The organism is Chitinophaga sp. YR627 (genome assembly GCF_900114995.1).
Lineage (GTDB): Bacteria > Bacteroidota > Bacteroidia > Chitinophagales > Chitinophagaceae > Chitinophaga.
The window spans coordinates 266,738-281,061 of sequence record NZ_FOUX01000004.1 but is presented as its reverse complement, the minus strand read 5'-3'; the positions used below and the strand labels follow the sequence as shown (position 1 = coordinate 281,061).

The following is a 14,324-nucleotide window of genomic DNA, read 5'->3' as shown; positions in this document are numbered from 1 at the left end:
CTACTGTAGTTTTGGACGAGCTGCAGGCAGTGCCTCTTTTCTTCTGGACGATAAGGATGATCAGAAACAGTACCTGCGACTGATCCTGGTCAGTTTCCCGGACTAACACAAGCCTTACATTTGCATTAATGTTATCAATACGGAATTTATTACCACCGCTCATCATCCCCGGGCATGTAGCGGATTTATATGAACAGGCATTTCCCGCAGAGGAACGGCGTAACCTGACCGCTCAGCAGACATTGCTGAACACTGGTGCGTTGCGACTGGGATTGCTGGAGAACAGTGAACAATTTGCCGGTTTCGTATTCTACTGGCAACTGACAGATTTTGTATTCATAGAACATTTTGCGGTGAGTCCCGAACAACGGGGCGCCGGTATTGGCAGTGCTGTGATGCAGGTACTTGAAGCAGACCATAAAAAGCTGGTGCTTGAAGTGGAGTTACCCCATACCATCGATGCACAGCGCCGGATCCGGTTTTACGAAGGACTGGGCTTTAGGGCCTATGCCTTCAATTATCTGCAACCTCCCTATCAGGCAGGCGGAGCGCCCCTTCCTATGCTCCTCATGCAAAAAGGTATGCCCCCGGAGGAACATACCTTTACCAAAATCAGTAACGAAATATATCTCGAAGTCTATGGCTGCCAGTGATTAACGGCCGCCTCTGTTGGCCCTGTCACTACGTGGCGCTGATGGAGCCGGAGCAGCACGTTGTGGCTGCGGCTGTGGCGCCGGACGTGATGGCTGTACCTGCGGACGTGACTGCATTGGAGGCTGTGACGGACGAGGTTGTGCCTGTGGCGCTACCATCTGCGGACGGGACTGAGAAGGCTGCGGCTGCGGACGAGACATCTCAGGTTGTGGCTGCGGACGTGACATCTGTGGCTGTGATGGTCTTGTTACCGGACCAGGGCTCGGTGTCGGCGTCATCGGCCTTGTTTCAGGTCTGCTGTTAGAACGGTCAGGCCTTGAATTGTTGTCAGGTCTTGGCGTAAACGTATTGTTATTACCCGGGTTAGACGGCGTTACCGGTCTTGTAGACGGAGCAGACGGTGTAGATGGAGCCGGTGTGACCGGTCTGTTGTTATTCCTGTCAAACTCTGGTCTTCTGCCAGGTATATTGTTGTTATTGTTATTCTCGATGGGCCTTACTGGTGTACTATTATCCGGCCGACTTATATTTCCCCTGTCTATTGTTCTGCCGGGTACACCGTTGTCAGGACGGCCATCATTATTTCTGTCGGGCAGGTCATTTCTGCGGATAGTCCTGCCTGGTACCGGTCTGTCAGAATTATTTCTGTCGTTATTGTTACCATTGGTGAAGGTGTTATTGCCACGTCCTCCGCGTAAAGACGAAGGCTGCGGACGATACATACTTACCTGGTTACGGTCAACGGTGGCACGGCCGGGACGGTTACCATCGACTACACGGACAGGGCGGATTTCATTACGGGTGTAACGTTCCACATCACGGGTAGCAGGACCACGGTAGTAAGTCCGGTTATTGATCACGGTTGTATTGTTGATGATGGTCGTGTTGTTATACACATTCACGCGATGACTTCTGTCCACATAGTATCTGTTGACATATGTGCTGGTAATGTACTGGCAGGGTACGAATGACCAGTAACCTACCGGGATGTTCATGCTGACGCCGATCGTCATACCCGGGCCAAGCGGTGCCCATCCATAGTAATCATTACTGTTTCTCCAGCTTACCCATGCTGGTCCCCATTCGGTACCAGGTACCCACATCCAGCCGTATGCATCGTCAAATGCCCAGCGGCCGTAGTGGAAGGGCGCCCATCCCCAGTCATAATCAGATACCCACGTCCAGCCGTAGTCAGTATATACCCAGTGACCTGCGGTAGAGTAGGGCTGGAAGTCGGGACCGGCGTTCGGGATCCATACCTGTCCATAATTGCCGTAGGAGGTCCAGCGGCCGTATGGGCTAAGTTCGTCGTAGAAGCCGGATATAGAAACCTGTGTCTGCTGATAAGGCTGCCGGGTCGTGGCGCAGGATACGCCGGTGACTGACAGCGAAACCGCAATCACAGCTAATGAAATATATTTTGTTATGTTTTTCATGTCGATTGTTTTAAATGGGTGTGGCAACTTATAATTTGTCCGAAAACAATACTGTATAGCGATTTAGTACTTACTGAAGGCTATAAAATTTAACGGTGAACGAATGCGTGGTATATAACAGTTGATCAATTGTTAAGGCTGAAAGCTGGCCTTTGGCATCTGTTTAGTTCGATGGTTCGGAGTCAGATATTAGCTTGTTTAGTATAAATCAATATCTGTGCCTGAAACGCTAAAAGCTTGTCTACAGCAGGTTTGATCAGTTTGCTAGCTTGTTTATTTAGCAAAATATTCACAGAAACCGTTAAAAAAATGTTAGACAGGAGGGAGGTTGAAAGTTAGCAGGGCTAATGGTTGAAGAGAATTTATAATATCATACTTTGCTTATAATAAAAAATAGTTATCTATAGACTTTAGTGGAGGATGTATACGTTAAAAGGACTAAATTGCATTCCTCATTCATCGCCTTTTCTTGTAAGAACTAATTGACTTCCAATAGATAATTGAGGGCTGTGGACAAGTGTCTCTGGTCTGTCCGACTATTTTTTGAATTTCTCCTATTAACAGTTACCTTTGCGGCAAAATTAACAAACCGCTCATTTTAAGCATTTATAAACCTCTTAAAAATATGCCTAACACAGGTAAGATCAAGCAAATTATCGGTCCCGTGGTGGACGTCCACTTTGATGGAAAGTTGCCCGAAATCTACAACGCACTGGAAATTACCCGCGAAAATGGTCAGAAGGTAGTGCTGGAAGTACAGCAGCACCTTGGTGAAGATAGCGTTCGTTGCGTGGCAATGGACTCTACGGATGGTTTCGTGAGAGGAATGGCCGTAACGGACAAGGGCACTCCTATTAAAATGCCGGTGGGCGAAGGCATCAAAGGTCGCTTGTTCAACGTGGTAGGTGAGGCTATCGATGGCTTGGGTGATGTTGATAGCAGCAATGGATATCCTATTCACCGTAAGCCGCCTAAATTCGAAGATCTGGCAACAGATACAGAAGTACTGTTCACTGGTATCAAAGTAATCGATCTGATCGAGCCATATGCAAAAGGTGGTAAGATTGGTCTGTTCGGTGGTGCTGGTGTGGGTAAAACCGTATTGATCCAGGAGCTGATCAACAACATCGCAAAAGGTTACGAAGGTTTATCCGTATTTGCCGGCGTGGGTGAGCGTACCCGTGAAGGTAATGACCTGATGCGTGAAATGATCGAAGCTGGTATCGTAAAATATGGCGCGAAATTCCAGGAGTCCATGGAACATGGCGGATGGGATCTGAGCGCAGTAGATAAAGAAGGTCTGAAGCAATCTCAGGCTACCTTCATCTTCGGTCAGATGAACGAACCACCGGGAGCACGTGCTCGTGTGGCTTTATCCGGTCTGACAATGGCAGAATATTTCCGTGATGGAGATGGTACTGCAGGTGGTGGTAAGGATATCCTGTTCTTCGTAGACAACATCTTCCGTTTCACACAGGCAGGTTCTGAAGTATCCGCGCTGTTAGGCCGTATGCCATCAGCGGTGGGTTATCAGCCAACCCTGGCAACAGAGATGGGTCTGATGCAGGAACGTATCACTTCCACTAAAAATGGTTCAATCACTTCCGTACAGGCGGTTTACGTACCTGCGGATGACTTGACTGACCCGGCTCCTGCTACAACCTTTGCGCACCTGGATGCTACCACGGTACTGGATCGTAAGATCTCCGACTTAGGTATCTATCCTGCTGTGAGCCCGCTGGAATCTACTTCCCGTATCCTCAGTCCTAGTATCGTAGGTGAAGCTCACTACAACTGTGCACAGAGAGTGAAAATGATCCTTCAGCGTTATAAAGAGCTGCAGGACATCATCGCGATCCTGGGTATGGATGAGTTGAGTGATGAAGATAAACTGACAGTATCCCGCGCTCGTCGTGTACAGCGTTTCCTGTCTCAGCCTTTCCACGTAGCAGAACAGTTCACTGGTCTGAAAGGTGTACTGGTGCCAATCGAAGAAACTATCCGTGGTTTCAACATGATCATGGACGGTGAAGTAGATGAGTATCCTGAAGCAGCATTCAACCTGGTTGGTAACATCGAAGCAGCTATCGAGAAAGGTAAGAAACTACTGGAAGCAGCTAATAACTAATATTTTTCACCCTTAACTTTTAATATGTTATTAGAAGTATTAACACCTGAAAGAAAACTGTATTCCGGCGAAGTGTATGGTGTACAGCTGCCAGGCATTGACGGTCTTTTCGAAGTGCTGGACAGGCACGCACCGTTGATCGCTGCCCTGGGCAAAGGCAGGATGAAGGTGCTGAAAGATAAAACACAGAACGAGTTCTATAACATAGAAGGTGGTTTCGTGGAAGTATACAGAAATAAAGCAACTGTGCTTGTTGAAGGCGCAGAAGCGAAATAAATTAAGAATTAAGAATTAACAATTAAGAATTGGTTATTTACGGCTGAAACTTAATTTCAGGTCTTAAGGATTAATAGCAAAGTAGATATAATTTACTTTCAAATAGAAAAAGAGACGTTTCAATTGAAGCGTCTCTTTTTTATTTATACATCAGCCAGATGTCAACTTTTATATTGATACTGGCTTTCGTATATCAACTCATATTATTTCTACCTGTTAATCTTCTTTATATTCAATCCCGGTCAATCTCCGCTGCATTTCAATTCTTAATTGTTAATTACCTAATTCCTGATTAAAATAAATAGGCCGGGTATGATTACCCGGCCTTTCTTTTTGTCCTAACTATTCCAATCTAATTAATAAATAACCCTGTTCTGGAGCGCAGTAAGATTACTGGCCAGGGCGTTGCACAAATCAGGTCCCGGCTGCGCAGGAAATACATCCCACAGCGGCACTAGGGCCTGTTCCTATGAAAATGAATATTTTATGTTTATAATGACGAATGATTTTATTGCTTCAACCGTTTGAAATAATGTCCTGACCCTGATAAAAAAAAGGGTCTCTCATTTACTTCGTTGTTGCGAATTGTTTTAGTTTTTATTCTATATCCAGGAAGGTGTAAACGTGATCTGGTTTGTCCTTCATAGGTATTTATATTCGGTTATATTAGAATTCCTTCCCCTACGGTGTCCTATTATCAGCAGGTTTACAAACAATAGAATGCTCTGACTACATTACTTTTTTACCTAAGCAAGATATTTGATTTTTTTTAAATATCCTCGTTTAAGGGAAGCGTTTTGAGTAGCGGAAATGCACCCATTGACGTTAGTCATTGGGCCTCAGCCGATAGGCATATAATAATTTTTTAACTTTTTTTTCCACAGGTGGTTCTAAAGCCGGTTTACCGGCATACGGAGGAGCATATACGTAGCTGTTCAGCAGTTAGTTCAGTAAAGGATCTATCGGGAAATTAGCCATGATGGCAAAGTTAGCGCCCAGGTTCTTCAACGCCTGCGGCCATATATTCTGTTCTTTTTCTTCAAAAATAAGCGGTGCATTGCTTTCAGATAAGATCCAGGATTTTTCATTGAGTTCATTTTCAAGCTGTCCGCTGCTCCATCCGGAATAACCAATGAAAAACTTTATCTTGTTCAGGTCCAGCTGGCCGGTATTGATCAATGATACCACCTGGTCAAACTCACCACCCCAGTATACGCCATTCTGTATCTCAAAACCGCCTCTGATCAATTCAGGCTGCTGATGTATAAAGTGAATGGTGTCTATCTGTACCGGTCCTCCGTAATACACTTTGATATTGTTTATCAGCACTTCCGGTACAAGCTCATTCAAAGACTGGTCAAACAGCTTGTTAAGCACAAAACCAAAGCTCCCCCGACTCTCCTGATGTTCGCACAGTAATACAACGGTACGGGCAAAATTCTGATCTTTAAGGAATGGGTCCGCAATCAGTAATGTTCCAGGCGACAAAGAAACCATACACATACAATTTTAGCACTTACCCAAATTTAACTAATTGAAAGCAAGTATAATAGTATTTATTGGAGTTTTACTTGCCAGTTTCCGGTATTCTTTGAGGAGGGAGAGAATGATTGCAGAAAGCGTAAAGAGGGGCTAAAAACGCCTTAAAACAGGCTAAAAAATTAAAAGGAGGCTAGAAAGCCTCCTTACCATTTTATCAACCAAAATCTAAATCGCTTATGGAAACGAAATCCATGTCGATGTATGTAGAAATTTAAAAATTGCTAGTTTGTTAAACCAGTACATCAAATTTAGTACCAGTTTGATAAGGCAAATGTACAGAAGATTGATCAATTATGAATATTATTTCCCAGTTAAAATTACGTTAAAGTGATGTTTTATTGCTAAAGTGAGGATGGATAACGGTTTTGAGCTTTTAAATTTGTATTAATGTTGCTATAGCAAGCAATGATTTTTAACAATTCAGGTGCTGGTACCCTCGTTCTTTGTGAGTATCTTGTGCGCCTTAGTATTGATGTAGCATGGTACCATTGAAGAAAGTATTTCCCATAATTGTGGTGTTAATTACCCTGTCATTATTGGGAATCATCTGGATCCAGGTCAACTGGATCTATAACGCAGCTATCGTACGTCGTGAGCAGATGGAACAGCGTGCGGTAACTGTAATGATAAACGTGAAGGAGCAGATGCTTCAGCGTAAGGCACCTCCTATGCGTTTTAAAGTAGATGGCGCCGCCATCAGGCCTACAGAAAAAGGGCTGGCGATCGATAAATATGAGATCACCAATACCATCGATCTGACAGAGAAGGTCAGTGACCGCTTCACCACAGAAGAAGTACAGAAACTGATCACCAACAGTCTGCGTGAACAACACCTCGATACCACCTTCGAGTTCGCCGTATTAGGTAAAGGCCATTTTGGTAATAGCAATGGTATCCGTATGCAGTCCGCCGGACTGTCCAAAATGCTTGAAAATACGACCAGCACCGACAGTCTCGATTATACATTCCAGTATATACCCCTGGTGAACAGTTTTGACTATGTGACAGGTGAAACAGAAACACTGCTGCTGGTGCAGCCTAAGAATAACATGATGTTACTCTTATCGCTGGGAAAAATGATGGCAGGTGGTCTGTTATTTACCGCTGTGATCATTACCGCATTTATCCTGACTATCCGCACAATGCTCAATCAGAAGAAATTGTCGGAGATCAAATCAGACTTTATCAACAACATGACGCATGAGCTGAAAACACCACTGGCCACCATCTCGCTGGCTATTGATGCTATCGGTAATGAGAAGGTCATGGACAACAGGGATAAGATCAAATACTTTTCCGGTATCATCAAGGAGGAGAACAAACGCATGAACAAACAGGTGGAGAGTATTCTGCAATCTGCCTTACTGGAAAAGAATGAGATCGGACTGAATCTGCAGGTGACAGATGTGCATGACGTAATATCCAGTACAGTAGAAAATCTGCAGTTACAGCTGGATGCAAAACAAGGCCACGCAGAACTTCGCCTGGATGCGATCAACCCTATCATTAAAGCGGATGACGTGCATTTCTCCAATGTGATCTTCAATCTGCTGGACAATGCGATCAAGTATTCAAAAGAAAATCTCGAGGTGGTTATATCCACACACAATACACGTAAGAGCCTCATTATTACAATAGCAGATAACGGTATCGGTATGAGCCGTGACACGATTTCCCGTATCTTTGAAAAATTCTATCGTGCACATACAGGTAATGTGCATAACGTAAAAGGATTCGGATTGGGATTAAGTTATGTGAAAGCCATCGTGGATGCCCATAAAGGCAAGATCAAAGTAGAAAGCACGATGGGGAAGGGTAGTAAGTTTACATTGGAATTTCCACAAGAATAAATCATCAGTCAGTAAATAAATACCAGTAACCGGGAATTAAGTCAATTGATTCCCGGCGACTGATTTTTACTTACTGATCCCTAATTGAAAAGACTATGGCATTAATCGAAAAAGAACTTGCGCATTTTAAACACGCTATTGCTGTTCCGGGGATGGGCGTTGCAATGCAGGAAAAACTGAAGGAAACACGCGTATTGGTAGTTGGCGCCGGTGGATTGGGATCTCCGGTAATACAGTATTTAAGCGCGAGTGGCGTTGGTGTGATCGGTATTGCCGATTATGGTGTAATTACTGATGAAGATATGCACAGACAACCCATCTATCAGATGCAGGACCTGCGTAAACATAAAGCTAAAATGGCTGCCAGCCGCTTGTGGGCAAGCAATCCTTTTACCAAACATTATCCTTTACTGTTACAGGTAAAGCCGGAAAATATAAAACAACTGCTGGAAGGCATGGATCTCGTGATCGATTGCTCCCAGCATCATGCAACCCACCTCGTGATCAACGATGCCTGTGTAGCGCATGGCAAACCATTCGTGATCGGTGAAGTACATAATTGGGTCTCCTGGTGGGCTGGCTTCAATATCGCTCCTGCCAGTGGTGATGCAGCTGCTTCCTACCGTTGTAACCTTGACCTGATAGATGACCATCGTAACTTCGATGCAGGCGCTATCGGTGTTACACATGGTGCGACCGGTATGATGATCGTTAATGAGGTGCTGAAATATATTGCCGGTGTTCCTGACGGACTGGCCAACAAATTCTACAGCATGAATTTCCTGCATAATACCTATCAGGTCAATACCCTGTTCCCGGATGCCGGTATACTGGCCGATATCAGGGCGAAAGGCGTGCTGACTGCCGAAGAATATGGTATAGACATCGTACCGGATATTGAAGATTAAACCCGACATATGTTCAGCAAGCTGAAACTAAAACCTATACTTTCCACGATCCTGGGACTTTACCTGGTGATCGGCGTAGTGCTGACCTTATTCCAGAAGAAGTTCATCTTTCATCCGGAACCGCTGGAGGCGAACTATGCCTTCAAATACGACATCCCGTTTGAAGAGATCAGCATCCGGATCAATGAGAAACAGACGCTGAGCGCCATGCTGTTTAAGGCAGACAAGCCAAAGGGAATCGTGATATACTTTCATGGAAATGCCCGCAATATTTCCAAATATGGAAATAAGGCTAAATTGATGCTGGAGCGCGGCTACAGTGTGCTGATGATGGATTATCCCACTTATGGGAAAACCACCGGCGAACTGACCGAAAAAGCGATCTACGACAACGCCCTGCATATGTACGAGGTAGCCCGGAAGTTTTACCCGCGGGATAGTATTATCATTTACGGAAGATCACTGGGGACGGCAGTCGCTGCCCAGCTGGCAGCTGTCCGCGATTGTAAACGTCTGGTGCTGGAAGCCCCGTATTTCAACATGACAGAGATGGCAATGCGTTTGGTGCCGCTTTACCCGTATGCGTATATGCTCGATTTTAAGTTCCCGACCAATGAATACCTGCCCAAAGTAACGGCGCCTGTTGTCATTATTCATGGTACGGACGATAAGACAATACCCATTGAATCAGGGAAGAAACTGGAAAAGCTGTTCAAAACAGGCGACCAGTTTATTACTATACCCGGCGCGGATCACAATAACCTGGAGAAATATCCAGACTATCTGAAAGCGTTAGACGTCGCGTTGCGATAATTTAGCCTGTCTGGCCGTTACATGCAGCTCATGTGGCAGGCCCAGTTTCAGGGAATAGTTCTCATGCGTATGTCCCACCGGGAAGCCAAAGCAGACCGGGTACTCGTAATCCTGTACAATATTCCGGATGATCTCGTACTCGGTCTGGCCAAAAGGCGTTTCTGTCTCTTTACCATCAGTAAAAGACCCGATTACCAGTCCGGCGAGATCTTCCAGCCATCCTGCCCTTTTCAGGTTATACATCATACGGTCCACATTATAGCGGTACTCGCCGATATCTTCCAGAACCAGTATTTTCCCTTTTGTATCAGGTTGCGAGTCAGTACCTGACAGATTGGCCAGGAGGGACAGGTTACCGCCAATCAGCTTACCAGTACCTTTTCCGGTACGGTTCAGATCATTTGGCGCCGCAGTATAACGGTAGGAAGTGCCTTTTAATGCCAGCCGAAGGCTATCCACATATTCATTCTCAACGGTTTCCGGTCTGATACCACTGCACATCATGGAATGGATGGTAGGAATGCCGTACTGGTGCTGAATATGCGTATGCAGGGCGGTAATATCACTGTACCCGCAGATCCACTTGGGATGTTTGCGGAATTGCTTGAAATCCAGTTCATCCAGGATACACACCATGCCATATCCACCGCGGCCAAAAATGATAGCTTTGATATCAGGGTCGTCCAGCATATCCTGCAGCTCTTCCAGCCGCAGTTCATCCGGAGCGGAGAAATTATGGAAACTGGTGCCTACCGTAATGCCCAGGTGTACCTGGAAACCCCAGGAACTGATCACGCCAGCCGCATATTCTGCTGCCTGCAGATCCATTTTGCTACTACTACAGGTGATGCCTATCAGATCACCTTTTTTGAGGTATGGCGGAATTTTCATTGTTCTATGCTTTAATTACCTTTGCAGACCATTTGGGGAGTTATCCCAAACCCGACAGGGCTAAGTTGATAAATAGTTTTCGCTCTTCCAAAAGCAAAAACAGAATTTCCATTATTTAAGCATTCTTTAAGCGAACATGGCAAAATTTAACAGATATCTAATAACAGCGGCATTGCCTTATGCCAACGGACCGGTCCACATCGGTCACCTGGCTGGCTGTTATATTCCCGCCGATATATATGTGCGCTACCTGCGTGCTAAAAAGGCGGATGTAAAGTTCATAGGAGGAACTGACGAACACGGAGTACCTATCACCATCAAGGCGATGAAGGAAAACGTAACTCCGCAGGATATTGTGGATAAATATCATAAGATCATCTATGACAGCTTTACAGACATGGGTATCTCTTTCGATATTTTCTCCAGAACCACTAATCAGGTACACCACGAAACAGCAGCTGACTTCTTCAAAACGATGTATGATAAGGGGCTGTTTGAAGAAAGAGAAAGCGAGCAGTTCTTTGATGAAACTGCCAATGTATTCCTGGCCGACCGTTACATCGTTGGTACCTGCCCAAAATGCGGTAACCCGAATGCATACGGTGACCAGTGTGAAAGATGTGGTACTTCACTGAGCCCGGACGAACTGATCGAACCGCGTTCAACTCTCAGCAATGCAGTGCCTGTCAAGAAAAAGACAAAGCACTGGTATATGCCTTTACAGAACTATGAACCATTCCTGAAAGAATGGCTCCTGGAAGGTCACAAAGAGTGGAAAAACAACGTATACGGACAGTGTAAAAGCTGGATCGATGGCGGTCTGCAAAGCAGGGCAATGACCCGCGACAGCAGCTGGGGTATTAAAGTGCCACTGCCTGATGCAGAAGGTAAAGTACTGTATGTATGGTTTGATGCACCGATCGGTTATATCTCCGCAACCAAGGAACTGACCGCCAACTGGGCAGATTACTGGTGTAAAGATGATACCAAACTGGTACACTTTATTGGTAAAGACAATATCGTGTTCCACTGCGTGATCTTCCCGGCAATGCTAAAAGGTCATGGTGGATATGTACTGCCTGAAAACGTACCGGCGAACGAATTCCTGAATATCGAAAGTGAGAAGGTATCCACTTCCCGTAACTGGGCCGTATGGGTACATGATTATGTAAAAGACTTCCCTGATCAGCAGGATGTACTGCGTTACGTACTGACCAGCATCGCGCCTGAAACAAAGGACAGTGACTTTACCTGGAAAGATTTTCAGCAGCGTAACAACAGTGAGTTAGCCGATATCTTCAGCAGTTTTGTGCATCGTACGATGGTATTGATGCATAAACTCTGCGGTGGTAAGGTACCACCATTCCATGCAGCGCTGAAAGACGGACGGGATGATGTATTGTTTACAGCCCTAAAGGCTTCTATACAGAAGATAGAAGATTCACTGGAAAACTTCCGCTTCCGTGAAGCATTGGCAGAAGTAATTGATATCTCCCGTTCCGGTAATAAATATCTCCAGGACAGAGAACCATGGAAACTGGCAAGTGCGATGGCGGCGGATCCATCACTGGCAGCAGATTATCAGAAACGCATTGACAACTGTCTGCATCTGTGTCTGCAACTGACCGCCAACCTGGCTATTCTGGTTAATCCATTCCTGCCATTCACAGCGAAAAAGATCTGTCACATGCTGAAGGTAGTAGATCGTATGCTGGAGTGGGAAAATGCAGGCAGCCTGAAACTGGTGAATGTAGGATATCCGCTACGTGAGTCGGAACATTTGTTCGGCAAAATTGACGATACGAAGATCCAGGAGCAGATCGATAAACTGAAAGCTGGGTTGATTAAACCAGTAGCAGCTCCTGTTGAGAATAAAGTAAAAGAAATGAAACCTGAGATACAGTTTGACGATTTCGCAAAACTCGACCTGCGCGTAGGTACGATCCTGGAAGCAGAGAAAGTACCAAAAGCAGACAAACTGCTGAAATTACTGGTGGATATCGGTACAGAGAAACGTACAGTGGTATCTGGTATCGCGGAACATTTTGCACCGGAAGAAGTGGTAGGCAAACAGGTAACACTCGTAGCCAACCTCGCACCAAGAAAAATGCGCGGTATCGAAAGCCAGGGAATGATCCTGATGGCTGAAAATGCTGCCGGTAAACTGGTATTCGTTAATCCGGATGCAGCAGTAGATGCAGGCAGTGAAGTGAGATAATACTTTTTCACAAATTATACCCAGAAAGGGGATGTTCCGGAAGGAATATCCCCTTTTTTTCAGGCGATCAAGTCCACCTATACGTCGTGTATGAAGCATGTATGAAGCATGTATGAAGCCTCCCATCCCTATCCGTTAACCCTATCACAATTCTTCCTGTCTCATGCATATTTCCTGATTTTTTCCTTATATTCGTATTGATGTCATTGCACACAACATATCAGCATTCATCCGTTCAGCCTACGCCAGTACTGCGTATGGCTGTTGTTGTGCATACCAATACCCCAATAGCAAGTAAGTCTTACTATTACACAACCTTTAAGGACTTCGATACTTTTTCCCCGGACTATTATTAATAATATTTATTGTTCGGGGATCCCTCGGTTTTTCTATTGTATAGTTTGTTCCACTGCGCGATATACCACATCGGCAGGAATTTTTTTTAATTTAAAATTAGTAGTGTATGAAATCAGGAAAAGCAAAGACCAAAGAAAAGACCCCCGTAATTCTTTGTGAAGAAGATTATAACCTCCTGAAACAATTTGCAGGCACCAAAACAGATGATATCAGCGAAATGTCACTGGCATATGAACTGAATCGCGCCGTTGTTGTGGATAATGAAGCCCTGCCTGTAGGGACCATCCGTTTAAACTCACTGGTAAGTGTGAAGGAAGTCAATTCAGGAAAAGTGACAGACTTCCGTATTGTAATGCCGATCGATGCAGATATCAAACAAAAGAAAATTTCTATACTGGCGCCGCTGGGTGCAGCTCTCATTGGTTTCCGTAAAGGAGATGAAGTAGAGTGGAAGATGCCGGCTGGCGTAAAGCGCTTTACTGTACTGAATGTACAGGCATAAAGAATAGGAAGTCCGCCGGCGGCGGACTTTTTTATTTTAATTATTACTGTTGATCAGATTGACGATCACTTTTACCATCATCTCCTTTTCCTCCGGCTTCGATTCCGCGATCATCAGGGTAAACGCCACCAGGGCATTGTCCGCAATCCTTTTGCTGCCATCCCTGCTGTAGAGAATGCTGTTCTTTTCCAGGAACCAGACAAACAGAAATGCCGCAATACGCTTATTCCCGTCAGAGAAAGAATGGTTCTTGATCACAAAATATAAGAGATGGGCGGCCTTTTCCTCCACACTGGGATACAGATATTGACCACCGAATGTCTGGCAGATTGCTGCTAATGAACCCTGAAATGAATCGTCCTTTTCATTACCAAACAGTCGGCTTCCTCCAAAACGGTCTCTTAATCCGTGAATGGCGAGCATAGCCGTTTCATAGGTGATCACAAACAGGTTCTCCGTTGTCGTATTTTCTATTTCGAGTAACTGGTGATCGTACTTATCCAGTACATCCAGGGCATAGGTGTAATCGCTGAGCACACGCTGCAATTGTGCAGCCTCATTGGCATCCATAGCGTTACGATGATTGAACTGATTCATAATACTTGTTTCTGATATGTACCTCTTCCCGGTACGTGACTGGCATTTTTGGGGCCGAAAGCTGCAAAATTAAGCGTAAAGGGGCAATTCTCCATTCTGACAACTCAAATCCGATCTTTAATAAGGCGATTATTATTCCCGATTGCGTAAAC

The 14,324-nt window shown here is 45.1% G+C and carries 12 protein-coding genes; 8 read left to right on the top strand and 4 right to left on the bottom strand.

Translation table 11 applies throughout. The annotated features are described in order from the left end of the window. Positions 1–128 precede the first annotated feature (128 nt). Positions 129–653 (top strand): GNAT family N-acetyltransferase, encoded by a 525-nt coding sequence (locus BMZ72_RS21725; protein ID WP_089811813.1) that lies wholly within the window; start codon positions 129–131, stop codon positions 651–653. On the opposite strand, the gene BMZ72_RS21720 is transcribed toward BMZ72_RS21725, so the two are convergent. Beyond that, positions 654–2,090, bottom strand: a complete 1,437-nt coding sequence (locus BMZ72_RS21720; RefSeq protein WP_089811812.1) for a DUF6600 domain-containing protein — start codon at positions 2,088–2,090, stop codon at positions 654–656. Between the two features lie 625 nt (positions 2,091–2,715). Here BMZ72_RS21720 and atpD point away from each other — a divergent pair. Then, a complete protein-coding gene (gene atpD, locus BMZ72_RS21715; RefSeq protein ID WP_012794637.1) occupies positions 2,716–4,218 on the top strand; it encodes a F0F1 ATP synthase subunit beta in 1,503 nt (500 codons plus the stop codon). 24 nt (positions 4,219–4,242) lie between these two features. After that, positions 4,243–4,494 (top strand): ATP synthase F1 subunit epsilon, encoded by a 252-nt coding sequence (gene atpC, locus BMZ72_RS21710; protein ID WP_089811811.1) that lies wholly within the window; start codon positions 4,243–4,245, stop codon positions 4,492–4,494. A 942-nt stretch (positions 4,495–5,436) separates the two neighbouring features. Here atpC and BMZ72_RS21705 read toward each other — a convergent pair. Continuing rightward, positions 5,437–5,991 carry a YqgE/AlgH family protein gene (locus BMZ72_RS21705; RefSeq protein ID WP_089811810.1) on the bottom strand — a complete coding sequence of 185 codons (555 nt, stop codon included), beginning with the start codon at positions 5,989–5,991 and terminating at the stop codon, positions 5,437–5,439. 581 nt (positions 5,992–6,572) lie between these two features. Here BMZ72_RS21705 and BMZ72_RS21700 point away from each other — a divergent pair. From BMZ72_RS21700 to BMZ72_RS21690, 3 genes are all read left to right on the top strand, one after another. After that, positions 6,573–7,886, top strand: a complete 1,314-nt coding sequence (locus BMZ72_RS21700; protein WP_177222884.1) for a sensor histidine kinase — start codon at positions 6,573–6,575, stop codon at positions 7,884–7,886. 95 nt (positions 7,887–7,981) lie between these two features. After that, positions 7,982–8,794, top strand: coding sequence for a HesA/MoeB/ThiF family protein (locus BMZ72_RS21695; RefSeq protein WP_089811808.1), 813 nt, complete (start codon positions 7,982–7,984; stop codon positions 8,792–8,794). A 9-nt stretch (positions 8,795–8,803) separates the two neighbouring features. After that, entirely contained in the window at positions 8,804–9,607 is an 804-nt protein-coding gene (locus BMZ72_RS21690; RefSeq protein WP_089811807.1) for an alpha/beta hydrolase, read from the top strand. Here the strand turns inward: BMZ72_RS21690 and BMZ72_RS21685 are convergent. Further along, on the bottom strand, positions 9,587–10,498 hold the full coding sequence (locus tag BMZ72_RS21685) for a S66 peptidase family protein (protein WP_089811806.1): 912 nt from the start codon (positions 10,496–10,498) through the stop codon (positions 9,587–9,589). The genes BMZ72_RS21690 and BMZ72_RS21685 overlap by 21 nt on opposite strands. A 136-nt stretch (positions 10,499–10,634) precedes the next feature. Here BMZ72_RS21685 and metG point away from each other — a divergent pair, with 136 nt between their 5' ends. Beyond that, complete coding sequence (metG, locus tag BMZ72_RS21680) at positions 10,635–12,716, top strand: methionine--tRNA ligase (protein ID WP_089811805.1); 2,082 nt, start codon at positions 10,635–10,637, stop codon at positions 12,714–12,716. A gap of 463 nt (positions 12,717–13,179) precedes the next feature. Next, entirely contained in the window at positions 13,180–13,575 is a 396-nt protein-coding gene (locus tag BMZ72_RS21675; RefSeq protein ID WP_089811804.1) for a GreA/GreB family elongation factor, read from the top strand. A 36-nt stretch (positions 13,576–13,611) separates the two neighbouring features. Here BMZ72_RS21675 and BMZ72_RS21670 read toward each other — a convergent pair whose 3' ends face one another. Beyond that, positions 13,612–14,172 (bottom strand): type II toxin-antitoxin system death-on-curing family toxin, encoded by a 561-nt coding sequence (locus tag BMZ72_RS21670; protein WP_089811803.1) that lies wholly within the window; start codon positions 14,170–14,172, stop codon positions 13,612–13,614. Between the last annotated feature and the right edge of the window lie 152 nt (positions 14,173–14,324).